This is a genomic window from Streptomyces sp. NPDC028907, from assembly GCF_055564995.1.
The window spans coordinates 470,775-496,822 of record NZ_JBVHVE010000003.1 but is presented as its reverse complement, the minus strand read 5'-3'; the positions used below and the strand labels follow the sequence as shown (position 1 = coordinate 496,822).

25 protein-coding genes are annotated in these 26,048 nt (G+C 71.5%); 12 read left to right on the top strand and 13 right to left on the bottom strand.

Annotated elements, in window-relative coordinates:
• The first annotated feature begins 81 nt into the window (after nucleotides 1-81).
• Entirely contained in the window at nucleotides 82-1,338 is a 1,257-nt protein-coding gene (locus ACZ4UU_RS11340; protein WP_468039199.1) for an arsenic transporter, read from the top strand.
• An 18-nt stretch (nucleotides 1,339-1,356) separates the two neighbouring features.
• Complete coding sequence (locus ACZ4UU_RS11335) at nucleotides 1,357-1,881, top strand: universal stress protein (RefSeq protein ID WP_468038703.1); 525 nt, start codon at nucleotides 1,357-1,359, stop codon at nucleotides 1,879-1,881.
• Here the strand turns inward: ACZ4UU_RS11335 and ACZ4UU_RS11330 are convergent.
• The gene (locus ACZ4UU_RS11330; RefSeq protein ID WP_468039198.1) at nucleotides 1,878-2,879 is read right to left on the bottom strand and encodes a LacI family DNA-binding transcriptional regulator; all 1,002 of its coding nucleotides are present in this window, start codon (nucleotides 2,877-2,879) and stop codon (nucleotides 1,878-1,880) included. The two genes, ACZ4UU_RS11335 and ACZ4UU_RS11330, sit on opposite strands and share 4 nt — an antisense overlap.
• Before the next feature lie 312 nt (nucleotides 2,880-3,191).
• Between ACZ4UU_RS11330 and ACZ4UU_RS11325 the strand changes: the two genes are divergently transcribed.
• Nucleotides 3,192-5,252, top strand: a complete 2,061-nt coding sequence (locus ACZ4UU_RS11325) for a glycoside hydrolase (protein ID WP_468038701.1) — start codon at nucleotides 3,192-3,194, stop codon at nucleotides 5,250-5,252.
• A 58-nt stretch (nucleotides 5,253-5,310) separates the two neighbouring features.
• On the opposite strand, the gene ACZ4UU_RS11320 is transcribed toward ACZ4UU_RS11325, so the two are convergent.
• The 8 genes from ACZ4UU_RS11320 to ACZ4UU_RS11285 all read right to left on the bottom strand — a co-directional run bounded on the left by ACZ4UU_RS11320 (nucleotide 5,311) and on the right by ACZ4UU_RS11285 (nucleotide 11,447).
• On the bottom strand, nucleotides 5,311-5,691 hold the full coding sequence (locus ACZ4UU_RS11320; RefSeq protein WP_468038699.1) for a hypothetical protein: 381 nt from the start codon (nucleotides 5,689-5,691) through the stop codon (nucleotides 5,311-5,313).
• Nucleotides 5,692-5,746: 55 nt separating this feature from the next.
• On the bottom strand, nucleotides 5,747-6,034 hold the full coding sequence (locus tag ACZ4UU_RS11315) for an SCO5918 family protein (protein WP_468038697.1): 288 nt from the start codon (nucleotides 6,032-6,034) through the stop codon (nucleotides 5,747-5,749).
• A gap of 26 nt (nucleotides 6,035-6,060) precedes the next feature.
• A complete protein-coding gene (locus ACZ4UU_RS11310) occupies nucleotides 6,061-7,527 on the bottom strand; it encodes a DEAD/DEAH box helicase (RefSeq protein WP_468038695.1) in 1,467 nt (488 codons plus the stop codon).
• 219 nt (nucleotides 7,528-7,746) lie between these two features.
• Nucleotides 7,747-7,950, bottom strand: coding sequence for a cold-shock protein (locus ACZ4UU_RS11305; RefSeq protein WP_007383480.1), 204 nt, complete (start codon nucleotides 7,948-7,950; stop codon nucleotides 7,747-7,749).
• A gap of 239 nt (nucleotides 7,951-8,189) precedes the next feature.
• Nucleotides 8,190-8,528, bottom strand: a complete 339-nt coding sequence (locus ACZ4UU_RS11300) for a MerR family transcriptional regulator (protein ID WP_468038693.1) — start codon at nucleotides 8,526-8,528, stop codon at nucleotides 8,190-8,192.
• Nucleotides 8,529-8,628: 100 nt separating this feature from the next.
• On the bottom strand, nucleotides 8,629-9,726 hold the full coding sequence (locus ACZ4UU_RS11295) for a sugar ABC transporter substrate-binding protein (RefSeq protein WP_468038691.1): 1,098 nt from the start codon (nucleotides 9,724-9,726) through the stop codon (nucleotides 8,629-8,631).
• A gap of 107 nt (nucleotides 9,727-9,833) precedes the next feature.
• Complete coding sequence (locus tag ACZ4UU_RS11290; RefSeq protein WP_468038689.1) at nucleotides 9,834-10,352, bottom strand: hypothetical protein; 519 nt, start codon at nucleotides 10,350-10,352, stop codon at nucleotides 9,834-9,836.
• 24 nt (nucleotides 10,353-10,376) lie between these two features.
• Nucleotides 10,377-11,447, bottom strand: coding sequence for a DNA polymerase III subunit beta family protein (locus tag ACZ4UU_RS11285; RefSeq protein WP_468038687.1), 1,071 nt, complete (start codon nucleotides 11,445-11,447; stop codon nucleotides 10,377-10,379).
• Nucleotides 11,448-11,603: 156 nt separating this feature from the next.
• Between ACZ4UU_RS11285 and ACZ4UU_RS11280 the strand changes: the two genes are divergently transcribed.
• Nucleotides 11,604-13,208, top strand: a complete 1,605-nt coding sequence (locus ACZ4UU_RS11280) for an alpha/beta fold hydrolase (protein WP_468038685.1) — start codon at nucleotides 11,604-11,606, stop codon at nucleotides 13,206-13,208.
• 68 nt (nucleotides 13,209-13,276) lie between these two features.
• On the opposite strand, the gene ACZ4UU_RS11275 is transcribed toward ACZ4UU_RS11280, so the two are convergent.
• A complete protein-coding gene (locus ACZ4UU_RS11275; protein WP_468038683.1) occupies nucleotides 13,277-14,071 on the bottom strand; it encodes a polysaccharide deacetylase family protein in 795 nt (264 codons plus the stop codon).
• Between the two features lie 102 nt (nucleotides 14,072-14,173).
• Nucleotides 14,174-15,403 carry a L,D-transpeptidase gene (locus tag ACZ4UU_RS11270; RefSeq protein WP_468038681.1) on the bottom strand — a complete coding sequence of 410 codons (1,230 nt, stop codon included), beginning with the start codon at nucleotides 15,401-15,403 and terminating at the stop codon, nucleotides 14,174-14,176.
• A 217-nt stretch (nucleotides 15,404-15,620) separates the two neighbouring features.
• Between ACZ4UU_RS11270 and ACZ4UU_RS11265 the strand changes: the two genes are divergently transcribed.
• The 8 genes from ACZ4UU_RS11265 to ACZ4UU_RS11230 all read left to right on the top strand — a co-directional run bounded on the left by ACZ4UU_RS11265 (nucleotide 15,621) and on the right by ACZ4UU_RS11230 (nucleotide 24,288).
• Nucleotides 15,621-16,808, top strand: a complete 1,188-nt coding sequence (locus ACZ4UU_RS11265; protein WP_468038679.1) for a lipid II:glycine glycyltransferase FemX — start codon at nucleotides 15,621-15,623, stop codon at nucleotides 16,806-16,808.
• On the top strand, nucleotides 16,805-18,442 hold the full coding sequence (gene murJ, locus ACZ4UU_RS11260) for a murein biosynthesis integral membrane protein MurJ (RefSeq protein WP_468038677.1): 1,638 nt from the start codon (nucleotides 16,805-16,807) through the stop codon (nucleotides 18,440-18,442). The genes ACZ4UU_RS11265 and murJ overlap by 4 nt, the downstream gene beginning before the upstream one ends.
• 23 nt (nucleotides 18,443-18,465) lie before the next feature.
• A complete protein-coding gene (locus ACZ4UU_RS11255; RefSeq protein WP_468038675.1) occupies nucleotides 18,466-19,149 on the top strand; it encodes a response regulator in 684 nt (227 codons plus the stop codon).
• The gene (locus ACZ4UU_RS11250; RefSeq protein WP_468038673.1) at nucleotides 19,146-20,624 is read left to right on the top strand and encodes an ATP-binding protein; all 1,479 of its coding nucleotides are present in this window, start codon (nucleotides 19,146-19,148) and stop codon (nucleotides 20,622-20,624) included. Before ACZ4UU_RS11255 ends, ACZ4UU_RS11250 begins: the two co-directional genes overlap by 4 nt.
• A gap of 17 nt (nucleotides 20,625-20,641) precedes the next feature.
• Nucleotides 20,642-21,247, top strand: a complete 606-nt coding sequence (locus ACZ4UU_RS11245) for a hypothetical protein (protein WP_468038671.1) — start codon at nucleotides 20,642-20,644, stop codon at nucleotides 21,245-21,247.
• A 162-nt stretch (nucleotides 21,248-21,409) separates the two neighbouring features.
• Nucleotides 21,410-21,742 carry a hypothetical protein gene (locus ACZ4UU_RS11240; protein WP_468038669.1) on the top strand — a complete coding sequence of 111 codons (333 nt, stop codon included), beginning with the start codon at nucleotides 21,410-21,412 and terminating at the stop codon, nucleotides 21,740-21,742.
• Nucleotides 21,743-22,061: 319 nt separating this feature from the next.
• Complete coding sequence (locus ACZ4UU_RS11235) at nucleotides 22,062-22,619, top strand: DUF3291 domain-containing protein (RefSeq protein WP_468038667.1); 558 nt, start codon at nucleotides 22,062-22,064, stop codon at nucleotides 22,617-22,619.
• A gap of 184 nt (nucleotides 22,620-22,803) precedes the next feature.
• Nucleotides 22,804-24,288 carry an alpha/beta hydrolase gene (locus ACZ4UU_RS11230; protein ID WP_468038665.1) on the top strand — a complete coding sequence of 495 codons (1,485 nt, stop codon included), beginning with the start codon at nucleotides 22,804-22,806 and terminating at the stop codon, nucleotides 24,286-24,288.
• 88 nt (nucleotides 24,289-24,376) lie between these two features.
• Here ACZ4UU_RS11230 and ACZ4UU_RS11225 read toward each other — a convergent pair whose 3' ends face one another.
• Nucleotides 24,377-25,357 carry an NAD-dependent epimerase/dehydratase family protein gene (locus ACZ4UU_RS11225; protein ID WP_468038663.1) on the bottom strand — a complete coding sequence of 327 codons (981 nt, stop codon included), beginning with the start codon at nucleotides 25,355-25,357 and terminating at the stop codon, nucleotides 24,377-24,379.
• Complete coding sequence (locus tag ACZ4UU_RS11220) at nucleotides 25,354-25,986, bottom strand: ScbR family autoregulator-binding transcription factor (RefSeq protein WP_468038661.1); 633 nt, start codon at nucleotides 25,984-25,986, stop codon at nucleotides 25,354-25,356. Before ACZ4UU_RS11220 ends, ACZ4UU_RS11225 begins: the two co-directional genes overlap by 4 nt.
• Nucleotides 25,987-26,048 lie beyond the last annotated feature (62 nt).

Sequence of the window (26,048 nt, the reverse complement as noted above, 5' to 3'; positions counted from 1 at the left end):
CGGGCGGGGTACCGGGAGCGCTTACCCGCGCGGAGTACCGTGCGGCGAGATCGCCCCCGTGACCGCCTGGAAGGACCGAACCTGAACACCCCGCTCGCGGAGACCCTGTCCGTGGCCATGCTCGTGCTCGTGCTGGTCTGCGCCGTCGTCCGCCCCTTCAACTGGCCGGAGGCCGTGGTCGCCGTACCGGCCGCGGCACTCGTCGTGGCCACCGGGGCGATCTCCCCGGCCCACGCGCTCGACGAGGCCGAACGGCTCGGCCCGGTGATCGGCTTCCTCGCGGCTGTCCTGGTCCTCGCCCAACTCTGCGACGACGAAGGGCTGTTCCAGGCCTGCGGGGCGTGGATGGCGCGTACGGCGGCGGGCCGGCCGCGCCGGCTGCTGGCGCAGGTGTTCCTGGCCGCGTCGGCGATCACGGCCGTACTGAGCCTGGACGCCACGGTGGTGCTGCTCACGCCGGTGGTGTTCGCCACCGCGGCCCGGCTCGGCGCCCGCCCGAAGCCGCACGTCTACGCCTGCACGCACCTCTCCAACACGGCCTCCCTGCTCCTGCCGGTGTCCAACCTGACGAACCTGCTGGCGTTCGCCGCGAGCGGGCTGAGCTTCACCCGGTTCGCCGCGCTGATGGCGCTGCCGTGGGTGGCCGCGATCGTCGTGGAGTACGTGGTCTTCCGGCGTTTCTTCGCCACCGACCTGGACGCCGGCGCCCAGGCCCCGTCCACCGGCGACGCCCCCGCACTGCCGCTGTTCGCCCTGGTGACGGTCGCGTGCACGCTGGCCGGGTTCGTGCTGACCTCGGCGCTCGGCGTCGACCCGGCCTGGGCGGCCCTGGCGGGCGCGACGGTCCTCGGCGTACGGGCCCTGCTGCGGCGCCGTACGACGCCGAAGGCGCTGTTGCGGTCGGTCTCGGTGCCGTTCCTGGCGTTCGTCCTGGCGCTCGGGATCGTGGTCCGCGCGGTCGTGGACAACGGCCTCGACACGGCGTTGGGCCACCTGATCCCGGACGGCACCGGGCCGCTCGCCCTGCTCGGCATCGCCGTGCTGGCCGCCGTCCTGGCCAACGCGATCAACAACCTGCCCGCCGTGCTGGTCCTGCTGCCGCCCGCCGCCGCGACCGGCCCCGGCGCCGTCCTCGCCGTGCTGCTCGGGGTGAACATCGGTCCCAACCTCACGTACGCCGGTTCGTTGGCCACCCTGCTGTGGCGGCGTATCGTGCACGCCCACGACGCGGAGGTGCGGCTGGGCGAGTTCACCCGGCTCGGCCTGTTCGCCGTACCGGCGAGCCTGGGCGCCTCGGTGCTGGCACTGTGGGCGTCACTGGCCCTGATCGGAACCTGACCGGAGGGAGGCCGATCCATGGCGGTGGTGGTCGTCTGGATCGTCGAGGGCACCTGGCCCGCCTGCGTGGACGCCGCACGCCGGCACGCCCCTGAGGACGCCGAGATCGTCCTGCTGCACGTCACCGGCCCCGACGTCGCGGACGCCGCCCACGGCGCGTTCGCCGGGCTCCTCGGCCGCGGCCACCCGTGGGGGCACCGCCCGGCCGAAGGCTGGGGGAGGGACCCCGGCACCCGCGTCGAACACCTTGCCGCCGCCTCCGCCGAGACCCTCCTCCAGGCCGCCGCCGACCGCCTCGCCCGCCCCTGCACCCGCGCCGAACGCACCGGCCGCGTCGAGCACGAGGTCGTCGCGGCGAGTGACGGCGCCGACCTACTGGTCCTGGCCCGTGACGGCGACCGGACCCGCCTCGGCCCTCACAGCCTCGCCCCGCCCAGCCGCTTCGTCGTCGACCACGCCCCCTGCCCCCTCCTCCTGGTCTGGCCGGAACCGGCTCCGGACCTCAGGACGCTGCCGCCGGCGCCGCCGCGAGGTACGCCCTAGACGTCCCCCCGCGCACCCGGCCCCGCCCCCGTGCTCTCCCGCACCACGAGCCGCGTCGGTACCAGCGTCGTGCCGTGGGTCGTGTCACCGTGGCGGATCTTGGTGATGATGCCCTCGACGCAGAGGCGGCCGACCTCGGCGAAGTCCTGGTGGATGGTGGTGAGCGGAGGGAGGAAGGACGCGGACTCGGGGAGGTCGTCGAAGCCGATGACGCTGACGTCGTCGGGGACCCTGCGGCCGCGTTCGTGCAGGGCGCGGAGCAGGCCGAGGGCCATCTGGTCGTTGGCCGCGAACACCGCCGTGCAGTCGGGGTGGTCGGCGAGGCTGAGGCCCGCGCGGTAGCCCGACTCCGCGGACCAGTCGCCGCGCACCAGGGGCGGTGGGGTCACACCGGCCTCCGTGAGGGCGTCGCGCCAGGCGTTGGCACGGCGCTGGGCGGCGAAGGAGTCCTCGGGGCCGGCCAGGTGCCAGACGGTCTCATGGCCGAGGTCCAGCAGATGCCGTACGGCGTCGCGGGCGCCGCCCGCCTGGTCGGTGTCGACGACGGTGTAGCGGTCGCCGGCGTCCGAGTCGGCCACCACGACCTGGACGCCGGGCGGCAGCGAGACCGTCGCCGCGTCGAGGAGGTGGATCTCCATGATGACGATGACCGCGTCCACGGCGAGTTCCCCGAGGCGGGAGAAGGCGCCGTTCACCTCGTCCTGGGTGGGGACGGCGACGGGGAGCAGTGTGACGGCGTACCCGTGCCGGGCGGCGGAGGTCGCGATGGCCTCAAGGGTGCGGATGTTCCCGTGGGTGGACAGGGAGAAGGTGATCACGCCCAGGGTGCGGAACTCGCCCCGCTTGAGGGCCCGCGCGGCGCTGTTGGGCCGGTAGCCCAGCTCCCGCATCGCGGCCATGACCTGCTGCCGGGTCTCCTCGGTCACTCCCGGGAAGCCGTTCGAGACGCGGGAGACCGTCTGCGAGGAGACCCCGGCCAGCTGGGCGACGTCGGCCATGGACGCGCCCTGGCGTGGCCGGGCGGCACGCCCGCGCGTACGGCCTCCCGTGGGGCGCGTGTCCATCGGCGCGTCCTCCCTGTCCGTCGTCCCCACGCTGCCCCCTGGGTGCGCAACTTTCGGTTCCGGCCAACTCCTTGACCGCCGAGATTCGCACAGTGTAGACATCCCGCCAGCGGATGTTTACGTAAACATTACGAGCCGAAACCGGACGAGAATACACCGAACCGTACCGAACCGAACCGAATCGCATCGACCCGCATCGAATCCGCACCGGTCCGCGCGGCGCACGGAAGAGCTGGAGTACTCGAGATGGCACACCGCACCCGTAAGAGAAGACTCCTGGGCATCGGCGTCACCGCCCTCGCGACCGGCACCGTGCTGGCCGCCACCGCACTGCCGGCCGCGCCAGCGGACACGGCCGCCGCCGCTTCGGTCACCGTCCGCCCCGACCCCTCCTACAAGCAGGAGAAGTTCGAGGGCTGGGGCACCAGCCTGGTCTGGTTCGCCAACGCCACCGGCGACTACCCGCCCGCGATCCGCGAGAAGCTCGCCAGGCTCCTCTTCGGCGACGACGGCCTCGCCCTGAACATCGCCCGCTACAACATCGGCGGCGGCAACGCCCCCGACGTCAAGGACTACCTGCGGGCCGGCGGCGCGGTCGAGGGCTGGTGGAAGGCCCCGGCCGGCACCACCCGCGAGGACGTCGACTGGTGGGACGCCGACGACCCCGCCGACTGGAACAACAAGGCCGACAAGACGCAGCGTTGGTGGGTCGACCGGATCAAGAAGGACATCACCCACTGGGAGACCTTCAGCAACTCCCCGCCGTGGTTCATGACCGAGAGCGGCTACGTCTCCGGCAACTTCGACGCGGGCAAGGACCAGCTCAAGACGGAGTCCGTGGACGACTTCGCCAAGTACCTGGTGGGCGCCACCGAACGGCTGGAGAAGGCGCACCGCATCAAGGTCGACACCCTCGACCCGTTCAACGAGCCGAACACCGACTACTGGGGCACCAAGCTCGGCCCGGACGGCGAGCCCGTCGGCGGCCGCCAGGAAGGCGCCCACATCGGCCCCGAGCTCCAGCAGAAGGTGCTCCGCGCGCTGGGCCCGACCCTGGAGAAGTCGAGGACCGGCGCGGAGATCTCCGCGATGGACGAGACCAACCCCGGCACCTTCGCGACCAACTGGAACTCATACCCCCAGGAGGTCCGCGACCTCGTCGGCCAGATGAACGTCCACACCTACGGCACCAGCCAGCGCACCACCGTCCGCGACCTGGCCAAGGCCGCCGACAAGCCGCTGTGGATGAGCGAGGTCGAGGGCGACTGGGGCGACGGCCAGAGCTTCACGGACATGCGCCCCGGCCTCGGACTCGCCCAGCGCATCGTCGACGACCTGCGCGAACTGGAGCCCCGTGCCTGGGTGTTCTGGCAGCCCGTCGAGGACTACGACAACATGAAGCCGGGCGGCGAGTCCGCGAAGGGCGGCAACTGGGGCGAGATCCAGCTGTCGTTCAGCTGCACCTCGAAGGACACCCTGGAGTCCTGCCCGATCTACACCAACACCAAGTTCGACACGGCCCGTAACTTCACCCACTTCATCAAGCCCGGCGACCGGCTGATCAAGACGAACGACACCTCCAGCACCGCGGCGGTCTCCCGCAAGGGCGACTCGGCGACCGTCGTCCACGTCAACAGCACCACCGAGGCCCGCGACGTCACGCTCGACCTGTCGAAGTTCGGCCGCGTCTCCTCGCGCGCCACCGTCACCCCAGTGGTGACCAGCGCCGACGGCAAGCTGGAGAAGCAGAAGCCCGTCCGGGTCACCGGCAAGCAGGCCACGATCGCCGTGCCCGCCCAGTCCGTGACGTCGTTCCTGGTCAAGGGCGTCTTTGGGGTCGCGAAGGACGCGGCCGAGCTGCGCAAGGGCCACACCTACCGGCTGACCGGCGTCCAGAGCGGCAAGGACCTCACCATCGCCGACAACGGCACCGGCCTCGTCATCAGGAGCGCCGACGCCTCCGACCCCAGCGGCCGGCAGTGGCGCCTGGAGCAGATCAGCGGCAACGGCAGCGACAACCGCAAGCGGTACGTCTTCACCGAGGCGACCGAGGACAAGCGCCTCGCCGTCCGTGACGGAGCCCTGGTGGCCGAGCCCGACGAGGGCCGCCGTGACAGCGCCGCCCAGTGGATCATGTCGACGACCGGCGACGGCACCTGGACCCTCGTCAACGCCGCCACCGGACAGCTCCCGGACGTCTCCGGCCAGTCCACGAACGACGGAGCCACCGTCGGCGTGTGGCAGCCGAACTCCGGTGCCAACCAGCGCTGGACGGTGACCGACGTGACGGGTGACGACGCCGCGTAGACCGAGCCGCGCGTCAGCCCCCGGCTCCTCCCCGCGCGCGGGGAGGAGCCGGGGGCTTTCACTGGTCGGAGTAGCCGATGTCCCCGATGGTCCAGGCGCTCACGTCCTTCAGCGCGACCCGGTACATGCCGCCCGTGTCGGGGATGCCGAAGCTGCCCTGGAGGATCCGGGCGACGTGGAAGTGGAGATGCGTGGGTCCGGCTCCGGGATCCGGCCGGTGGCCGCCGCCGTCCTCGGGCGGGGTGAACGCGGCGGCGAACGGCCGCAGGTGGTCGGAGTCCCGCAGGACTTCGGCCACGCGTTCCTTCCACAGGGCTTCCGGGGCCAGCCGTCCCGTGATGACGGCTCCCGGGATCACCACGGTCAGGGACATCTGGCTGCTGTGCCGCGACTCCACCATCGCGGCAATCGCGACGAGCAGGTCGTCAGGGTGCGTCATGTCTCAGGAGCCTAGCCCGACCACGGCCGTCACGGTGCGGGCAGCGGCCGAGACGTCACCAGCCCAGCGCACCCTCGTCGGCCCGCGTGTCCCCGGCCGGCCTGACCGGAGGCGTGTCGTGGCAGGTGAAACCGAGCCGGGTCAGCGCCCGGCGCATCTCCCCCGCGGTGAAGTCGCGACGGTTCTGCCGGGTGATCACTTCCCCGACCTGCATCACGGGGTACACGCGACGGCCGATGGTGACGGCCACGCCCGCGAGGGGTTCGGGCGTGACGCCGCTCATCGACTGCTCGACCTCGCTCTTGATCAGGTCGAAGGGGAAACGGGCGATGACACAACGCATGGGTGCCTCCACTTCAGTTGCCTGGGCTACGGGGTGTTCCGCTGGGTGTTCCTCGGGGTGGATCGACGGTTCCGGCTGGTGGAGCGTCCGTTGCCGCTGCGGCCGGTGCCCCGACCTCGCCGGCCGCGACCGGGGGACGCGGTGCGTTCGCCCTGCTCGGCGGGTGGCGGGGTGAGGGTGACGGGCACGCCGGAGGGGGTGCGGGCGCCGGTGATGCGGTGCAGTTCGGCCTCGCCGGGGCGGACCTGGGCGGAGCGCGGCGTGATGCCGGCGTCGGCCATCAGACGGTCCATCGCGCGCCGCTGGTGCGGCAGGACGAGGGTGACGACGGTGCCGGACTCACCGGCACGTGCGGTACGGCCACCGCGGTGCAGATAGTCCTTGTGGTCGCCGGGCGGATCGACGTTGACGACGAGGTCGAGGTCGTCGACGTGGATGCCGCGGGCGGCGACGTTGGTGGCCACCAGGACCGTGACCTCGCCGTCCTTGAACCGGGCGAGCGTCTTGTTGCGCTGTGGCTGGGACTTGCCGCCGTGCAGGGCCGAGGCCCGTACTCCCACGGACAGCAGGTGCTTGGCCAGCCGGTCCGCGGCGTGCTTGGTGTCCAGGAACATGATCACCCGGCCGTCGCGGGCGGCGATCTCGGTCGCGGTGGTGTGCTTGTCGGCGTCCTGCACGTGCAGCAGATGGTGCTCCATGGTGCTGACGGCGCCCGCGGACGGGTCCACCGAGTGCACCACGGGGTCGTGGAGGTAGCGGCGTACCAGGAGGTCGATGTTGCGGTCCAGGGTGGCCGAGAACAGCAGTCGCTGGCCGCCGGGGGCCACCTGGTCGAGCAGGGCGGTCACCTGCGGCATGAAGCCCATGTCGGCCATCTGGTCGGCCTCGTCCAGGACGGTGACGCCGACCTGGTCCAGCCGGCAGTCGCCCCGTTCGATGAGGTCCTTGAGCCGGCCGGGTGTCGCCACGACGACTTCGGCGCCGCCGCGCAGCGCGGTCGCCTGCCGGCCGATCGCCATGCCGCCCACGACGGTGGCGAGCCGCAGCCGCAGGGCGCGGGCGTAGGGGGTGAGCGCGTCGGTGACCTGCTGGGCCAGTTCCCGGGTGGGAACGAGGACGAGCGCGAGGGGCTGTCGGGGTTCGGCCCGCCGCCCGTTCAGCCGGGCCAGCACGGGCAGGCCGAAGGCGAGCGTCTTGCCCGAGCCGGTGCGGCCCCGGCCCAGTACGTCCCGTCCGGCCAGCGCGTTCGGCAGCGTGGCGGCCTGGATCGGGAAGGGCACGGTCACGCCCTCGCCGGCGAGCGCGGTCAGCAGCCGGGCCGGCAGGTCCAGCTCGGCGAAGGTCGCGACCGCCGGCAGCGGCTCGGTGAGGGTGACCGGCAGGGTGAACTCCTGCGGGCGGGTGGTCGTGGTGCGTGCCCGGGGGTTCTGCCGGCCTGTCTTGTGGGCGCGGACACGTCCTGGGCTACCGCCGGTACGGCGGGTGCGGTTCATGGGGAACCTTCCTCGATCCGGCGTATCGAGGAATTCTGCCCAGCGGTGGGGAACCGCACGCGGATTCGCAAGAATGAGCCGAGAGAATACAAAATGCCGCTCGGCGGGGAAGCCGGGGCGGTCAGTGATCCGGAAACTCGGAGAACGCGGGGAAAACAATGAGCTGGGGCCCGCACCCCAAGAGCGCGGGCCCCAGCCTCATGTTCGCGTCAGTAGACGTCAGGCGGGAACGATGTTCTCGGCCTGCGGGCCCTTCTGACCCTGCGTGACGTCGAAGGTAACCTTCTGGCCTTCCTGAAGCTCGCGGAAGCCGCTGGTAGCGATGTTCGAGTAGTGGGCGAACACGTCAGCGCCGCCGCCGTCCTGCTCGATGAAGCCGAAGCCCTTTTCCGCGTTGAACCACTTCACGGTGCCAGATGCCATATTGAATCTCCCTTGGGGGGCAGTGCCGGAATCCGCACTTTACGGATCCGAGTCGCCGCGATGATCACCCCTCCGGAAAGATCCGGAAAGCTCTGCAAAGAAACAAGTCTCTGGCAACCAAAACTGCAACTGGTATCACGCTAACACAGTCGGGCCGGAAGTCCCCATGCATTTTCGCTGCCGCCCAGGAATTCTCGTCCCGTCGTAGACCATAATTCTGTACCGGCCGGATCAGGTATCTAGCCGTCCGCGTCCCGCTCGTCCAGCCTCCGGCGCATGTCCCGGTTCAGCCGGAGGGCGTCCTCCAGCTGGTCCTCCAGGGAGATGATCCGGCAGGCGGCCTCGATGGGGGTGCCCTGGTCGACGAGCTCACGGGCACGGGCGGCGGTACGCAACTGGCGGCGGGAGTAGCGGCGGTGGCCGCCCTCGGAACGCAGCGGGGTGATCAGTCCGGTGCCGCCGACGGCGCGGAGGAAGGCGGGGGTGATGCCGAGAACGTCGGCGGCTCGTCCCATGGTGTAGGCGGGATAGTCGTCGTCGTCGAGATTCCCGGCGACGGGGACGTTCTCAGCGGGCATGGCACCTTCGTTTCGGGGACTCCGACAACCCTAACGCCGCCGGGCATGGAGATGTGGCTCCGCGAAGACAGACTTTCCCAAGCCTGGCCGGGGCCCGCCCTCACTCGGTGAGCCCGGCCTTCCGGCAAGCGGCCGCGAGCTGCGGCGGGCAGATCTGGCCGATCGTGTAGACGCCGTCCTTGACCACGGTGGACCTGATGTCGGCGACGGTCACGGGGACGGGGTCGAGCCGGACGGCCGGGATGTGCTTGGTGGTGGCCGTGTCGACCGTGGTGTCGGTGAGGTCGGTGATGTCCTCGCCGCGCCCCAGGCCGACGGCGATCCTCGCGGCCGCGTCGGCCTCGGCCTTGAAGGGTTTGTACACGCTCATGTACTGCTCGCCCAGCACGATGCGCTGTACGGCGGCCAGGTCGGCGTCCTGGCCGGTGACCGGCGGCAGCGGGTCGATGCCGGCGTTCTTGAGGGCGGAGATCACGCCGGCGGCCAGCCCGTCGTTGGCGGCGTAGACGCCGTCGACGCCGTCGGTGCCCAGGGCGGCGAGGGCGGTTTCCATGTTGGTGTGGGCGGTCTCCTGGCTCCAGCCCGGGGTGTCGTACGACTTGCCGATCCTGACCTCGCCCTGGAGCACGGACAGCGCGCCCTTCTTGAACGCGACGTTCGTCGGGGAGGTCTGGGGGCCGTTCATCATGACGATCTGCCCGCCGGCGGCCCTGTTCCCCAGTGCCCGCAGGAGCGCCTCGCCCTGGAGCCTGCCGACCCGTTCGTTGTCGAAGGAGACATGGGCCGAGATCGGGCCCTCGACGAGACCGTCGTAGGCGATCACCGGGATGCCGGCGTCGTGGGCCCGCTCGACGGAGGAACGCAGCGATCTGAAGTTCACGGCGCTGAGGAGCAGGACCTCGACGCCCCTGTTGATCATGGTCTCCACCTGTTGCTGCTGGGTGGCGACGTCCCCCTCGGCGTTGGCGTAGTCCACCGTGCACTGCGCGCACAGCTCCGTGACCCGTTTCTCGATCAGTGGCTTGTCGAACCTCTCCCAGCGCGTCTGCACGTTCTGGCTGAACAACAGCCCGACCTTGAACCCGCCCTCACCGGAGCCACTCCCGCCCGCGCCGCAGCCGCTCAGCGACACGGCGACGACCACGGCCAGCGGCAACGCGGCCGCGGCAAGCACCGCACGACGCCGATACGCACTCACGGGGGCCTCCCTGGCTCGTCCCGGAACGTCCGAGAACCCCCTGACCGTGTATGTCGGCCACTCACTGCCAGGATAGGCGGGGCGGGCCGCCGCGCAGTGGCCCTCCGTCATGCAGGGTGACTTGGGGGCGAGGCCCGCTTGTCGGTGTTCCGCTGGGTGATGGCCTCAGCCACCTGCTCGATGGCGGTGCGCAGCAGGGCACCGTATGCGTCCTGGGGCAGGTTCGGGGCATTCTCCTGGGCCGCGCCGATGTGCTCGGCGGCAGCGTCGAAGGACCCGAGCCGCCGGTAGTCGTCGGCGAGGTTGAGGTGCAGGGACGGATAGAAGCCGGCGACTCGGAGACCGGCGTGGTGCGCGTGCACGCGCTGATCGGTCAGGGCGTCGGCGGCGTCCAGGGCCCGGATGTCCCAGGCCAGCGACCGGGCGGGGTCTTCGTAGAGGTCTGCCAGGTGATGGGCGAGGGAGCAGCGGTGCAGCGGGTCGCCGGCGGGGCCGATCGTGGACCAGAGGTCCAGCAGCTTCTGGCGGGCGCAGGCGAGGTCGCCGGCCCGTGCCTCGATGACGGCCTCGCCGATGGCTTCCATGGTCGGGTCGGGGCCGGCGGACGCAGCGGCAGCAGTGGTCATCGGAGCGGTCCTCATCGTCTCTGTTCAGGCGGAGCGGTCGGGTCTGACGGGCATGACCAGGGTGGTGAGATCGCCGCGGTCGGCGGAGCGGACCGTGCCGGGCTGGTCAGGTCCTCGCAGGTCGAGCAGCACGTCGGGGCCGATGGCGGTGCTGACGGCCGGATAGAGCGTGGTCAGCTCGAAGGAGATCCGCAGGGTTTCTCCCGTCACAGCGGCCGGGAGTGAGAACCCGGGGTGCTCGTCGTCAGCCGGCAGCGCCCTCAGGCCGTGACGGGTCACGCAGAGGGAGAGACAGTCGTCCGGATGTTCTTCCAGGGCTCCCAAGAGCAGATCCTTGGGGACGGTCACCCGGGTCGTGACCTCGGACAGTGAAGTGAGCATCAGCCGGTGGTCGGGGAACTCCTCCGACAGCAGCCGGCAATGCTGGTCCTCCCGGTCCGCCGTGCGTAGCCGGACCCCGTGCGACGCGGCTTCGACTCGCACCAGCATGCTGCGGCGAACCGCGCCCACAGCGGCCCGCAGTTCGTCACCGCTTACCGTGCCCGCCCAGGCCGAGACCGCCGGTTCGGCAGGAACCAGGGTTCGTGTCGCGAGCCGGTAGCGGTCGGTCGCCGTCAGGGTGACCGCTTCCCTGGCCGCCTCGACACGCACTGCCCCGAGCACCGGCATCCCCGGATCGCGTGCGGTAGCCGTCAGGACCTGCTCGATCGCGTCAGCCAGCACGGGACCCTTCAGCGTGGCGATCGGCACGCTCGGCGCGTTCGCGAGCGACGACTTGATCAGGGCGGCCTTCCGCCGCACCGCTTCCGCGTCGCCCAGAACCTTCGCGACGTGCTCGTCGATCAGCCGGGCCGAGTCATCGGGCTCGGCATCGAGAACCGCCTCGACAGCACTGAGGGGCATGGCGATCTGACGGAGCCGACGAAGCTCGACGGCCCGTGCGACCTGGTCAGCGCTGTAGTAGCGGTAGCCCGAGACCGGGTCGGTCCGGGCAGGGGGCAGCAGCCCGGAGTCGGCGTAGAACCGCAGCGCACTGGGTGTCAGACCGGTGCGCCGGGCAAAGACCCCGATCGGCATCAGCTCAGAGTTCGGCACCCCGTCATCGTCCGGCTTCAACCGACTCGAAGGTCAACCGCTGGCGCGGAGCCGAACCGCCACCAGCTCCTGATGCCTCCTCATCTCCCTTGATTCACAAGGCTGTTGGGCCGAAGCTGTGGTCCGTCTGTGAACCCTGATTCATGGAGGACATCAGTGACGTCCAACCCCCCACCGATCCCGCGTGCGAAGGCGCGCAGGAGGCTCGCTGTCGGAGCTGTGGTCGCCGCGCTGGTCGGGCAGTCGCTCGCCGGGACGGCCGTGGCTTCGGCGGCCGAGGAACCCGCGGCCGGGCGAATAGCCTGGAAGGCCTGTGAAGCGCCGCCCGGGCAGGGCGCCTCAGGCGGTTTCGAGTGCGCCACGCTGGAGGTGCCCGTCGACTGGAAGCGGCCGCGTGGTGCGACCTTCGAACTGGCGCTGGCCCGGCACCCGGCCACCGACCCCGGGCGGCGGATCGGCTCGCTGCTGATCAACCCGGGCGGCCCGGGCGGCTCCGGAGTGGACTTCGCGCTCGGGGCGCCCGACACCTTCTCGCCCGAACTGCTGGCGCGTTTCGACATCGTGGGCTTCGACCCGCGGGGCGTCGGCCGCAGCAACCCGGTGAAGTGCGACCTGGACCGGGTGAAGGCCCAGGACGCGCTGCTCTATCCCGACAGCGCCGCCTCCTTCGCCGCCCTCCGGAAGGCGAACCGCGCGCTCGGCGAGAGCTGCCGTGACCTCACCGGGCCGCTGGCCGACCACATGGACACCGGGAGCGTCGTCCGTGACATGGACGCGATCCGCGCTGGCCTGGGCGAGCAGCGGATCAGCTACTACGGGGTCTCGTACGGCACCGCGATCGGCCAGCAGTACGCCGAGCGCTACCCGCACCGCGTCCGGGCGATGACCCTCGACTCGAACATGGACCACAGCCTGGGCAACTGGGAGTTCCAGAAGACCGAGACCGACGCGGTGGAGTCGTCGTACGGCCAGTTCGCCGACTGGTGCGCCCGTACGCCGTCCTGCGCGCTCCACGACCGTGACGCGCGCGCTCTGTTCGACTCGCTCCACAAGCGCGCGGAGGCCGGTGACCTGGTCCTGCCGGGCGACCCGCCTCGCACGGTCACCCCCGAGGACCTGCAGACCATCGCTCTGAGCAACATGTACGACCCGGCCGGCTGGTTCGAGTTCGCTCAGGCCCTCGCCGACCTGGACGCCGCCGACCCCGCGGCGGCGCGGGCCCTGGGGAAGTACGGCGAGCCGGTCGGGTACCCGTTCTACTCGGTGATGTGCCAGGACTACGACCTCCACGTCCCCTCGTACGGCACCCTCGCCCGCTTCGAACGCGAGCTCAACCGCCGCGCCCCCGTCACCCGCTTCAGCCCGCTCGGCTGGACGGTCCAGACCGGCTGCCAGAACTGGCCGGCCGAGGTGAGCAACCCGCAGCGCAGGCTGCACGTGGACGGAACCCCGCCGATCCTGATGACGAACAGCCGCTTCGACCCGGCCACCCCCTACTCGTGGGGCGCGAGCGCGGCCCGCCAGATCGGCCGCGAGGCCGTACTCCTCACGTACGACGGTGTCGGCCACGGCGACTACTGGCTGAGCCCGTGCGCCCGGGACGCCATCGACACCTACCTCACCACCCTCAAGACCCCCCGCAGGGGCACCCACTGCCCCGCGGTCTGGCCGACGGCCACCCCGTCCGCCGAAGGGCGGTCACCGGCCGGCGACCTCGTCAACCCGCTTCCCGATCTGCTGGGCACGGGGACGTACCGCTGACCGTGTGACGTGAAGACCGCCGTTCTCGCGGTGCCCGGGCCGGGTCGGCCGCCGACCCGGCCCGGGCGTCAGCGGACCGGGAAGCCGAACGCGTACCCCTGGCCCTTCAGCCACGGCAGGACCTCGCGCAGGGCGGCCACCGTCTGGGATCGGTCGCCGCCCGCGTCGTGGAAGAGCAGGGTCGGGCCGTTGGAGATCTCGTTCTTGACGGTGGCGACCATGGCGGCCGTGCCGGGGAGTTCGAAGTCCTTGGAGTCGATGTTCCAGCCGAGCGGACGCATTCCGCGGGACGCGGCGAGGTGCCGGCTGTACGGCGTGAAGGCTCCTCCCGGGGCCCGGTAGTACAGCGGGCGGACGCCGCCGGACGCCTCGGTGATCATGCGTTCGGCGTCCAGGATCTGCTGGGACTGGTAGGCCTCGGACTTGCGGTCCATGGTGACGTCGTGCGAGACCGTGTGGTCGCAGAGCCGGTGCCCGGCCGCCACCACCGTCCTGACCAGGTCCGGGTGGGCGCGGGCCTGCGTGCCCACCATGCAGAACGTGGCCTTCACACCGTTCTCCCGCAACACCTGGAGCACCTGGGGCGTCCACACGGGGTCCGGCCCGTCGTCGATGGTGATGTTGACGCTCCGGGCGCCGCCGTCCGAGGCGTGCGCGATCTCCGCCGACACCGGCTTGGACGTCCGGCCCTGCGGCTGGGCGGGCGACTTGGCGGGCGGCGCCGACACGCCTGCCTGGGCGGGCCGTTGGCCGGCGGAACCGACCTGCGCGTTCCAGAACGAGGTCATCGCGGCTACCGCGGTCACGCCGAGCGCCGCTGCGAGCACCTTGCCGTACCATCCCCGTCCGCCGCTTCGCACCATGTCCCTGTCCCTCGCCGTCGCTGTGGCCCGTGCATCCGGCAAGAGGGGGGAAAGCGGCGGGGGGATCCCTCTGTTACCGATCACGCACAATTCGACCGGCCCTCAACGCAGCGCGCTCTTCTGCCGCCACTCGCTCCAGGAAAGGTTCCACGCGCCGAAGCCGTTGCCGGGGTCGACCACACCCTTGGTGTCCTTGCCGGTGATCTCGAACGGGTCGCCCGGCCGCACCTGCCCGTAGAACCAGGCGGCGTTCGCGTCGCTCATCCCTATGCAGCCGGAGCTCTGGTTGGAGTTGCCGAACCAGCGGGCGTTCCACGGGGCGGCGTGGGCGTACATGCCCGACCAGGTCAGCCGCATCGAGTAGTCGACCATCTTGTCGTAGGCGTCGCCCAGGCCCACCGTCTCGGAGTTCATGTTGATCGTGCCCTCCTTGGCCATGAGTACGGCGGTTCCGCGCCAGGAGCGCTTGTCACCGCCGGGCGTGCCGCCGGAGACGGGTATGCGGCGGACCGTCTTGCCGTCGCGTACGAGGGTGAGTTGGTGGTCGTCGAGGTCGACCTCGACGATCTGCCGGGCGCCGATGGTGAAGGTGGTCGTGTAGTCGCGTACGAACCAGCCGCCGGCCGTGCCCGAGTCGGTGCCGTTCAGCGTGGCGTTCAGCGTGACCTCGGTGCCGGGCTTCCAGTACTCCTTGGGCCGCCAGTCCACCCGGTCCCGGCCCGACCAGTCGCGGATCCAGCCCCAGGAGCCCTCGGTGTCGTTCGAAGTGGTGATCTTGAGCTGCTTCTCGACCTCGGCCCGGTTCCTGACCGGGTTGTCGAAGACGAGGGAGATCGGCTGGGCGACGCCGACGGTGGTGCCGGTGCCCGGCCGCCAGTCGACCTTGTTGACCTTGGCGGCGGCGGCCGTGGTGAAGGAGGCCCTGGTGCTCTTGGCGGTGCCGCCCTCGCTCCGGGTCGCCGCCGTCACCGCGTAGGCCGCGCCGGGGACGGCCCTGCGGTCGGAGATCCAGGAGCGGCCGTCGGCGGCGACCTTGCCGGCGAGCCTGTGGCCCTCGCCGTCGGTGACGGTCACCGAGGTGAGTCTGCCGCCCGAGGCGGTGACCTTCACGGGCTCGCCGGCCGGGACGCGTTGTCCGGTGGGCGTGACGGTGACCGTGACAGGACGGTCGTCGGCGTTCGGCTTTGCGTCGGTGTCCGAGGAGCCGGGGGAGCCGGGGGAGCCGTTCGACGAGCAGGCGGCGAGGGGCACCAGCAGGGCGGCCACGACGGCGGCCCGGACACGGGCAGGGGCGAGCACACGGCTGTGCGGCAGTACACGGATGCGCGACAACGGGACCTCCGGGAGGACGGGAATGGGGTGGGTGATGCGGCGATGCCGTGACTGTAGAGCCGTAAAAGTCGAGGTCAGCCGCGTCCGAGCGATGTGACGGCGACTGGTGAGGAACGGTCATGGTCCGGTCACATTCGCCGGACGGAGCGGTCATGGACCGCTGTGAGCCTCCTGTGTGTCCCCGCGACCGGGCCGGGGAGAAGGAGAGGCTCAGACTGTGTCAGCGTTGCTCGTGCCGCCCAGCCGCGTGTGCCAAGCACAGAACCGGGGCTTCGCCCTGCGCCCCGTCACCGCGGAGACCTACCGTGCCTTCCTCGCGTCCCCCGACGGCGCCGCGCTCGGCGCCGGATTCCTGCAGTGCCCGTCCTGGGCCGGCGTCAAGGAGGGCTGGCGCGCCCAACTGCTCGGCTGGGGACCCGATCCGGAGGCCGGGGCGCTGACGGGTGTGGCCCTGGTGCTGCTACGGCAGCTCCCCGGCACCCGCAAGTACTTCGCCTACCTCCCCGAAGGACCCGTCGCCGACTGGACCGACCCCGACATCGACGGCTGGCTCGACCCGCTGCTGGACCACCTGCGCCGGGCCGGCGCCTTCGCCGTACGCATCGGCCCGTCGCCCGCCTACCGGCGCTGGGACGCCGTCCACCTCAAGCCGCGCACCGGACCGGGCCGCCGCCTCGCCGACGTCCTCGCCAGCGAGGTCGACCCGCTCGGCACCGCCGTCGCCGAGCGGCTGCGGGCCCGCGGCTGGCGTCGCTGCGGGGAGGACAAGGACGGGGACGCCCAGCCCCGGCACGTCTTCCACGTGCCGCTCGCCGGACGCACCACGCAGGACCTGTGGATCGGCCTCAACCAGGAGTGGCGCCGCAACGTCCGCCGCGCCCAGAAGGAGGGCGTGGAGGTCGTGGTCGGCAGCGCGGCCGAACTCCCCGAGTTCTACCGGCTGTTGGGCGTCACCGAGCGACGCGACGGCTTCCGGCTCGGCCGCTCGCTCGCCTACTACGAGCGCCAGTACGCAGCGCTCAACGCCGAAGAACCCGGCCGGATGAAGCTGTACCTCGCCCGGCACCGTGGAGAGATCCTCGCCGCCCACACGATGATCACGGTGGGCCGCCGTGCCTGGTACCAGACCGGCGCCTCCGCCGACCACCGCCGCGAGGTCCGCCCCTCCAACGCCCTTCAGTGGCGGATGCTCCAGGACGCCCACGCCCTCGGCGCCGACGTCTACGACATGCGCGGGGTACCCTCCACTCTCGATCCGGACGAACGTGCGTACGGACTGCTGCGCTGGAAGCTCGGCACCGGGGGACACGTCGTCGAGACGTTGGGGGAATGGGAGCAACCCTTGGCCGGCAGCGCCAACCACACGCTCTACCGCGCCTTCCAGGCGTACCTGAACCGCCGATGACGACGCCGACGCCGACACAGACACCGACGGCGGCGAAGCCGGCCTCCGCCGCGCGCGGCAGCACCGTCATGGCCGTCGGGTCCATGGTCGGGAGGGCCACCGGTTTCGCCCGGTCCGCCGTGGTCGCGGCGGCGATCGGCACCATCGGACCGGTCCCCGACGGCTACGCGGTCGGCAACGCCCTGCCCACCATCGTCTACATGCTGCTCCTCGGCGGCGCGCTCAACGCCGTCTTCGTGCCCGAACTGGTCAAGGCCGCCAAGGAGCACGACGACGGCGGCGCCGCGTACACCGACCGGCTCGTCACCGTCTGCGTCGTCGCCCTGCTCGCCATCACCGCGACCGCGGTCTGGGCGGCCCCCGCCATCATCGACGTGTACACCGACTACACCGGCGAACAGGCGGCCATGACCGTCGCGTTCGCCCGCTACTGCCTGCCGCAGATCTTCTTCCTCGGGCTGTTCACGCTGCTCGGGCAGGTGCTCAACGCACGCGGCCGGTTCGGCGCGATGATGTGGGCGCCCATCCTCAACAACCTCGTCGTCATGGCGGTGTTCGGCCTGTACCTGGCGCTGTCCCTCGGCGGCGGCGACACCCTCACCCCGGCCGAGACCGCCGTCCTCGGCTGGGGCACTACCGCCGGCATCGCGGCCCAGGCCCTCGCCCTCGTCCCCGCCCTGCGCGCGGCCCGCTTCCGCTGGCGGCCCCGCTTCGACTGGCGCGGCAGCGGACTGACCCGCCCGCTGCGCGCGGCCGGCTGGCTGGTGCTGCTGGTCCTGGCCAACCAGGCCGCCTACTGGGTCACCACCCGGCTCGCCACGACCGCGGGCCTCGACGGCGGCCCCGGCTACGGCGCCTACAACAACGCCTACGCCCTGTGGGTCGTACCGCACGGCATCATCACCGTCTCCGTGGTGACCGCGCTGATGCCCCGGATGAGCGCGGCCGCCGCCGACGGGGACACCGCCGCCGTACGCCGCGACGTCTCCCACGCGCTGCGCGTCTGCGCCAGTGCCGTCGTCCCCGCCGCCTGCGCGATGTTCGCCCTCGCCCAGCCGGTGATGGCCCTCGTCTTCGGATACGGCAGGACCAGCGCCGCCGACACGGCCGCCATGGCCGGGATCCTGATGGCCTTCGCGCCGGGACTGATCGCCCTGTCCGGCCAGTACGTCCTGTCCCGCGCCTTCTACGCGCTCTCCGACACCCGTACGCCGTTCCTGCTCAACCTCGTCATCGTCGCCCTCAACGCGGGACTGTCCCTGGCCGCCGCGCACCTGCTGCCGGCCCGCTGGGCGGTGACCGGCATGGCGGCGGCGTACTCACTGGCGCTGTGCGTGGGCTGGGCGGTGACCGGCCGGGTGCTGGCCCGCCGCCTCGCCGTCGCCCGACCCCTGCGCTCGTCCGCCGCCGGCGCGCACCTACGGCTGCTGCTCGCCGCCGTTCCCGCCACCGCGCTGGGCCACCTCGCGGTGGTGGGAACCGCGTCGGCCGGTGCGGTGCTCTCCACGGTTGCCGGCGCGACCGCCGTCATCCTCACCTTCGCCCTGCTCGCCCGTCCGCTGCGCCTGGCCGAACTGCTCGCGCTGCTCGGCGGCGTAGCCCGCAGGGTGACCCGCACCCGTACCCGCCCCTGACCACCACCGAGGGAGAACCGCCGATGTCCCGCGTGCTCCTCATCGAGGACGACCCTTCCGTACGCGAGGGGGTCGAACTCGGTCTGCGCCGCCGCGGCCACGAGGTACGGGCGGCCGCGACCGGCGAGGCAGGCCTGGCCGCGATGGCCGAGTTCCGCCCCGACCTGCTCCTGCTGGACCTCATGCTGCCCGGGATGAACGGGGTGCAGGTCTGCCGGCGGGTCCGTGAGCGCAGCCAGCTGCCGATCATCATGCTCACCGCGCGCGGCGACGACTTCGACGTGGTCATCGGCCTGGAGGCCGGCGCCGACGACTACATCGTCAAACCCGCCCGCACCGAGGTGATCGAGGCCCGCATCCGTGCCGTACTGCGCCGCCTGGACGACGGCGGCCAGGGCCGTGCGGCCATCGAGGTCCACGGCGAACTCACCATCGACCGCGGAGGACTGACCGTCGCCAAGGCCGGCCGGCCGCTCGCGCTCCCGCCCTCGGAGCTCAAGCTCCTGCTGCATCTGTCCGCCGCCCCCGAGCAGGTGTTCAGCAGGCAGCAGCTGCTGGAGCACGTCTGGGACCACAGCTACCACGCCGACGCCCGGCTGGTGGACGCCTGTGTCGCCCGGCTGCGCGGCAAGATCGAGAACCAGGCCGGCAGTCCGCGCTACGTCCAGACGCTGCGGGGCTTCGGCTACCGCTTCGGTCCGCTGTGAGCACCGGCATCCAGCGGTCGCGCCGGGCCAGGGCGTTCGGGCTGCGCACCCGACTGCTGCTCGCCTTCCTGCTGGTCGCCGCCGTCAGCGCCGGCACGACGGCCGCGCTGACCTACCGCGAGGCCCGCAACGCGGTGCTCCAGACCGCGCAGGACACGGCGGTCACCTCGTTCCGCGACCAGGTCCAGCAGACGGGCTTCGCACTGCCCGTGCAGGGCGGGGACGACCTGGAGTCACTCCTGCAAGACATCGCCCGCAAGGGCAAGCCGCACCCCTGGGTGGTGTTCGCCGAGTACGGTTCGGTCCGCGCCTCCTCGGGCGAGAACCCCGTCTCCACCGTCATCACCCCCGAACTGCGCCGCGCCGCACGGGCCGACCCGCACGGCAGCTTCGAGCGGGTCGTCAAGGACGGCGTCCCCTATCTGACCATCGCCATGCCCATGGTCTTCAAGACCGGCCCGTACAGCCTGCTGTCCAGCGGACTCGTCCTCTACGCCGTCATGCCGATGACCGACGAACAGGTCAACGTCGACGCCCTCCTGATGGCCGCCCGCGACGGCGCCCTGCCCGGTCTCGCCGTCGCGCTCGTCCCCGGTCTGATCGCCGCGCGCAGCGTGCTGCGCCCGGTCCGGGAACTGCGCCAGGCCGCCCAGAGCATGGGCAGCGGCCGGCTCGACACCCGGATCCCGGTCCGTGGCAGCGACGAACTGGCGGACCTGGCACACACCTTCAACGAGTCCGCCGCCCAACTCGAACACTCGGTACGGGAACTGCGCGACGCCGAGGCCCGCGCCCGCCGTTTCGCCTCCGACGTCTCCCACGAACTGCGCACCCCGCTCGCCGGAATGCTCGCCGTCACCGAGGTCCTCGACGAGGACGCGGACCACCTGGACGCCGACACCGCCCGCGCTGTCCGGCTGGTCAGCGCGGAGACCGGGAAGCTCGCCGTGCTCGTCGAGGACCTGATGGAGATCTCCCGCTTCGACGCCCGCGCGGCCGAACTGAACGCCGACGAGGTCGACGTCGCCGAGGCCATCCGCAAGACCCTGGACAACCGGCACTGGAGCGACGACCGGGTCCGCGCCGAACTCCCCGACGGCATCCGCGCCCGCCTCGACCCGCGCCGCTTCGACCTCGTGATCGCCAACCTCGTGGGCAACGCCCTGCGCCACGGCAGCGCGCCCGTGACGGTGAGCCTGCGCACGGAGACCCGCTCCCCGTCCTGCGCCGTCCTGATCGCCGAGGTCGGCGACAGCGGCCCCGGCATCCGCCCCGAAGCCCTCCCGCACATCTTCGACCGCTTCTACAAGGCCGACGCGGCCCGCACCCGCTCGGCGGGCAGCGGCCTGGGCCTGGCGATCACCCTGGAGAACGTGAAACTGCACGACGGAACGATCCGCGCGGGGAACCTGCCGGGCGCCGGCGCCGTCTTCACCGTCGAAATCCCGCTCCACGCGGAGGAGCCCGGGGGGTGAGGCGTGGAGGCCGGCCGGTGAGACGTGTGGGGACGCGCGGGCGTGCGGTGGCCGCCGTCGCCCTGGCCGTCGCGGCGACCGCGCCGCTGATCGGCGGCTGCGGGATCCAGGAGACCGACGTCATCGAGGCGGGCGGCCCCGCCAGCTTCCAGGCCTTCCTCGACCGCGACCACGACATGCTGCTCTTCTTCCGTTCCCCTGACGGCGGCCTGAGCACCGTGATCCGCACGACGCAGCCTCCGGGGGCCGAGTTCGCCTCCGGAGACCAGAACCCCGACGACCCGACGGGACCGGTGCCTACGGAGAAGGTCGTCCTGGCGTTGCTCGCCGGCCCGCGGGAGGACGACCGGGCCGCCGGTCTGACCACCGCCCTCCCCACGATCCGCCCCGGCGGGACCGTCAAGGTCGAACCCTCCTCGAACGGCCGTGTCACAACCCACCTGCCCCTGGCCCTGAAGCCGCTGGACAAGACCGCTCTACGCCAGCTGACGTGCACGATCGCCTACAGCCGGGACGTCGACGGCCAGGTCGTCGTGGAACTGAGGGGACAGGACGGCACATCGAGATCCGGCACCTGCGGACTCGCGCCCGGCAGCACTTCGCCGCCGGAAACGGGTGATTGAGAACGCCGACCCGCCTCTGTCGGCTCGCCCGGCGGGGTCTCCTGCGCCTGTGGCATGCCGGTGGACCGGGCACCCTGACAGATGTCAGCTACCCGGGACCGCCCCCAACGCCTTCACTGAGGTCAGCACATGCAAACCGCAACCTCTCTCGGGGGCAGGAAAATGATCCGCAGTAAGAAGATGTTCGCCGCAGGTCTGGCCACCACCGTCTCGGCGGTGGCCCTGTCCGTCGGCGCCCTGGCCGCCCCGGCGTCCGCCGCGGGCTCGGTCGACTGCCGTGGCGCGGTCCACGGAGTCGACACGGACCGGGGCATCGCCAGCTGCACCAACAACAGCGACCGCACCATCCGTTTCCGCGCCGAGGTCGTCTGCGGCCGGGCCCCCGACGTCTCCGGTGACTGGGTGACCTTGAACCCGGGCCAGTGGGGCCAGTCCTCCGCCACCTGTGCCTGGTACAGCACGGGTGTCGGCAGCGTCGGCTGGACCATCGAGTAGTACCCGGTCGAACGGGGGGAAGGGACGGCGGCCGGACGCTCTCAGGCGTACGGCCGCCGCCCCAACGGGCAGGCCGCTCTCTCACTCCCTCGCGCCCGCCGAGGCCGTCAGCGCGAGCAGGTGCTCCACCGGGCGGTGCCACCGTCCCAGTGCCCGCGGGGACCTGTGCAAGAGGCCATGTGGACAGGGAGAACGCAACTTCGACAGGGCTCGCAGAGGCAGCTACCTTCACCTGGCCCTCGGTGCTCGCCCACGGCCGCACGGGGGTTCGTCCAGGCTGCGCCGTCCACGCCAGGCAGCCCCTACCAGGGAGAGACGCATGCCCCATCTTGCTCTGTACACATTCGGCGTCCTGAAGTCACCTCTCGCCGATCCCGCGCCTCTCACCCGCGAGTTCTACGACATCGGTGAGGCCGTCTACCGGAGGATCAGCAGGCACCCCGGATACCTCGCGCGTGCTGAATCGGCAGACGGCGACCGGGGCGCGCTCTTCGAGGCGGACTGGGGCGCGTGGGGAGAGTTCGCCGTACCGACCTGGTACGGCAAGGGCCGTACGCCGGGGACCACCGCCCTGGCCGCGACCCTCTCCCTCTGGACCGACCTGCGCTCCGCGTTCGACGCCGTCCACACCGGTCTGCACCGTGAGGCGCTGAACAGGCGTTACGACTGGTTCGAGAGGACAGGGCACCCGAATCACGTGTTCTGGTGGGTCTCCGACGGCGTGATACCCACCTGGCAGGACGGGGTTTCCCGGCTGGAGCACCTCCACGACCACGGCTCCGCGCCGCACGCCTTCACCTTCCACCGCTCGTTCGCCCCGGACGGAGCTGCGACCAGGGTCGAAGGCATCGGGCCGAAGAGCGACGAGGTTCGCTGACAAGGAAGCCGACCTTGACCGTTCTTCGCTCCTTGCCCCCCGGTCGCCCCTGATCGATCCCCGATCCGACCCCGAAAAGCCCCTGACAGTGGCCCCACATGGGCAGCGGTGCACCTAACGTGACGGCAGTGCCCTGGCCAGGTCCGCACGCTTGACCCAACCGCTCTCTTCATGAGGAGGATCCATGCCGTCAAGGGTCGGATCAGCGCTGCGGCAGCGCGCCGCGCGGGGCACGGCCATGGTCGCGGGAGTCGTCACGGCTGTCGTCACCGGTCTCGCCGCCGCTCCCGCGGTCCACGCGTCGTCGCCTGCCGCCGGGGCCTTGCGGTGGGCACCGTGTGACGGCCCGGTGGAGCCGGGAGCCGAGTGTGCCACTCTTTCGGTGCCGGTCGACTGGGCCCACCCGTACGGCCCGAGACTCGACCTGGCTGTGGCCCGCCGCAAGGCCGCCGACCCCGGCGCACGCGTCGGCTCGATGGTGTTCGGCCCCGGCGGGCCGGGCGACTCGGGTGTGGAGACGGTGGTGGACCGTGTCAGCCGGTTCAGCCCCGAGGTCCGCCGCAGGTTCGACATCGTCAGCTTCGACCCGCGGGGCGTGGGCGGCAGCAACCCGGTGACCTGCTCCGGCGACCTGCTTGCCGAGCGGCCGTCACCGGAGCTGAGGAGCCAGGCGGACTTCGACGCCACCACGGCGTACAACAGGCGGCTCCGTGCCGACTGTCGGGCCCGTACCGGCCCGGTGTTCGACCACCTTGACACCGCCCAGACGGTCCGGGACCTGGACGCCCTCCGGGCCGCCCTCGGCGAGCGGAAACTGACCTTCCACGGCAGCTCGTACGGCACGCTGCTCGGCGCGCAGTACGCCGAGACCTACCCGCGCCGCGTGCGCGCGATGGTGCTGGAGAGCGTCATGGACCACAGCGTTCCGACCACCCGTGAATTCCTGCAGTCCGAGGCGGCCACGGCAGAGGATTCATTCCGGGAGTTCGTGAAGTGGTGCGGCGGTGCCGCGGACTGCGCGCTGCACGGCCGCGACGTCCGCGCCGTCTGGCAGGGCCTGTTGGCCCGGGCCGGGCGCGGCGAACTGGAGGCCCCCGCGAAGCCGGGCACCTCGCTGTCGTCTTCGGACCTGGTCAACAGGATCGCGTTCCGGAAGTTCTACCAGGCCGACTACGCGGGCCTGGCAACGGCGATCGCGGAGATGGACGCGAGCAAGCCTCTGCCCGCCTCGCCCACCTCGACAGCACCGCTGCCCCCGGCCACCCCGGTCTTCTGCTCGGACTGGCGGCTGCCGGTGCGCGACTACCGGGAGTACGCCTCGCTCGTCACCATGATGAGAGCGACCGCGCCTGACCTGCCTTACCTGCTGCCGATACACATGACAGCGGCGTGTCTGGGCGCGCCGACCGCCAACCCGCAGCACCGCCTGGACGCACACGGTGCCCCGCCGATCCTGGTGTCCAACGCGCTGCACGACCCCGCCACCGGCTACCCGTGGGCGGTCTCGGTGGCCCGGCAGCTCGGCCGCAGCGGCGTGCTCCTCACCTATGAGGGCCACGGCCACGGCAGCGTCACCAGCGGCCCGTGTATGGAGGGCGCCGTGGACGGCTATCTCACCGACCTGGCAGTCCCGCCGCGGGGCACCAGCTGCCCCGCCGTGCCGTTCTGACAGCTCGCCGACCGCATCCGCCCGGTGTCCGCGCCGCCGTTGCCGGGCGGGCAGGGCCCCACCGGGGGCGAAGGGGCGGTCCCGCGGGTCAGGAGCTCAGCTGGCCCCGGTACCAGACTGCCGAAGCCGCCAGGCGGGTCAGCGGCCCTGGGCCCTCCGGGCAGTCGGCGGCCCGCCAGATCCGCTCGCTCCGGTACCAGTGATCCTGTGCGAGGAGCGCGAACTGACGCGCCGAGACCTGACCGGGCGTCTCCCCCAACCGGCGCAGACACTCCCGCCATGGCCAGTCCTCCGCAACGGTGGGCAGTACGCCGAGGTCGGCCAGCCGCGTCATCATGTCCCGGTTCGACACCGGAACGGGATGGCTCGCGTGGTGTATCCCCGGCGGCACCTCCCCCGGGCCGCACGCCACGGCGACGATCAGCCGCGCCAGATCGTCCACGTCGACCAGGGAAAGCAGCCCGCGGCCGCCGTCCCAGCGCGCCGGGACGCGGTCGAGGAGTTCGGCCAGGGCGGGTACCACCCAACGGTCACCGGTCCCCAGTACGAGCCCCGGTCTCAGTACGACGGCCCCGGCGGCCAGCGCGAACTCCTCGGCAGCGAGCCTGCTGCGGCTGGCGGGGGAGACCGGCGCCGGAGTCGTCTCGTCGACATCGATGCCCCGGTGCGGCCCGGGGCCGTAGACCGCGGCGGTCGACAGATGGACGACCCGTCGTACGCCCCGGCGGCGTGCCTCGTCCATCAGGGCCTGGGTGCCCCGCGTGTTGACCGCCGTGCACGCCGCCGTATCGCCGGTGACGCGCGACGCGAGGTGGATCAGGACGTCCGCGTCCCGGGCGACGCCGTCCAGGGAGGCGGGGGCAGCGATGTCCGCTGTCTGCCAGTGGACATCGGGTCGTTCCACGGCCTCTCGTGGCACGGTACGGGCCAGGGCGCGGACGACGACTCCCGCGGCCGGTCCGTTGCGGTCCAGCAGCCTGCGCAGTACGGCCGAGCCGACGAAGCCGGTTGCGCCGGTCAATACCACGCGCACGGGGCGCCGCACGCCGCCCACGGCCTTCGTGGTCACGCGACCGTCTCCGTCGTCAGCCGTCGTGGCGAGAGGTCGAGCCGTCCGATCACCTCGGCCGGGGCGATGGCGGGAAGCAGGTAGCGCCACAGGGTGGCGATCCGCTGCGGGAGGTCGGCGCGGTCCGAGGAGATCTGCGACATGATCTGGGTGCCCGTGTAGCCGGCCACCAACTGCTGGGCGAATTCCGCCTCGTCGACCCCGGGCAGCAGTTCGCCCAGCTCCCGGGCGCGCTGCAGGTGCCGGCTGAACTGCTCGGCCCACCACTCGTAGATGGCGTAGTCCCGGAATCCGGCCTCACCCTGTTCCACGGCGAGTCGAACTCCAGCCCGCAGCAGGGTGTTGCGCTGCATCGCGGCGGCCAGGTGCTGGGTCATGTTCACCAGGCGCTGCAAACCGTCCCCCTCGTCGGGGAACCGTACGTCGGCGGCCTGTTCCCGGATCACCGCGCGGGCCAGTTCCTCCTTGGAGCCGAAGTGGAAGTACATCGCTCCCGCTGTGACCCCCGCGCGCTGGAGGATCTTGCTGATGCTGGTGCCCGCGTAGCCCAGTTCGTCGAACACCTCGGCAGCGGCGCGCAGCAGCAACTCCCGCGTCCGCTGGGCTCGTTCCTGCATTGGTCGTGCCACTGGCCGGTCTCCCTCGTCACCTATGATCTCTCGACAAACAAAAAGAACAACCTCTATCTTAT

What these genes read in the sequence shown, in the direction of transcription:
- ACZ4UU_RS11240 (WP_468038669.1), top strand. Translation starts at nt 21,410, where the DNA reads ATGATCCGCAGTAAGAAGATGTTCGCCGCAGGTCTGGCCACCACCGTC.
- ACZ4UU_RS11275 (WP_468038683.1), bottom strand. Translation starts at nt 14,071, where the DNA reads ATGGTGCGAAGCGGCGGACGGGGATGGTACGGCAAGGTGCTCGCAGCG.
- ACZ4UU_RS11290 (WP_468038689.1), bottom strand. Translation starts at nt 10,352, where the DNA reads ATGACCACTGCTGCCGCTGCGTCCGCCGGCCCCGACCCGACCATGGAA.
- ACZ4UU_RS11325 (WP_468038701.1), top strand. Translation starts at nt 3,192, where the DNA reads ATGGCACACCGCACCCGTAAGAGAAGACTCCTGGGCATCGGCGTCACC.
- ACZ4UU_RS11320 (WP_468038699.1), bottom strand. Translation starts at nt 5,691, where the DNA reads ATGACGCACCCTGACGACCTGCTCGTCGCGATTGCCGCGATGGTGGAG.
- ACZ4UU_RS11330 (WP_468039198.1), bottom strand. Translation starts at nt 2,879, where the DNA reads ATGGCCGACGTCGCCCAGCTGGCCGGGGTCTCCTCGCAGACGGTCTCC.
- ACZ4UU_RS11305 (WP_007383480.1), bottom strand. Translation starts at nt 7,950, where the DNA reads ATGGCATCTGGCACCGTGAAGTGGTTCAACGCGGAAAAGGGCTTCGGC.
- ACZ4UU_RS11315 (WP_468038697.1), bottom strand. Translation starts at nt 6,034, where the DNA reads ATGCGTTGTGTCATCGCCCGTTTCCCCTTCGACCTGATCAAGAGCGAG.
- ACZ4UU_RS11300 (WP_468038693.1), bottom strand. Translation starts at nt 8,528, where the DNA reads ATGCCCGCTGAGAACGTCCCCGTCGCCGGGAATCTCGACGACGACGAC.
- ACZ4UU_RS11310 (WP_468038695.1), bottom strand. Translation starts at nt 7,527, where the DNA reads ATGAACCGCACCCGCCGTACCGGCGGTAGCCCAGGACGTGTCCGCGCC.
- ACZ4UU_RS11230 (WP_468038665.1), top strand. Translation starts at nt 22,804, where the DNA reads ATGCCGTCAAGGGTCGGATCAGCGCTGCGGCAGCGCGCCGCGCGGGGC.
- ACZ4UU_RS11255 (WP_468038675.1), top strand. Translation starts at nt 18,466, where the DNA reads ATGTCCCGCGTGCTCCTCATCGAGGACGACCCTTCCGTACGCGAGGGG.
- murJ (WP_468038677.1), top strand. Translation starts at nt 16,805, where the DNA reads ATGACGACGCCGACGCCGACACAGACACCGACGGCGGCGAAGCCGGCC.
- ACZ4UU_RS11235 (WP_468038667.1), top strand. Translation starts at nt 22,062, where the DNA reads ATGCCCCATCTTGCTCTGTACACATTCGGCGTCCTGAAGTCACCTCTC.
- ACZ4UU_RS11335 (WP_468038703.1), top strand. Translation starts at nt 1,357, where the DNA reads ATGGCGGTGGTGGTCGTCTGGATCGTCGAGGGCACCTGGCCCGCCTGC.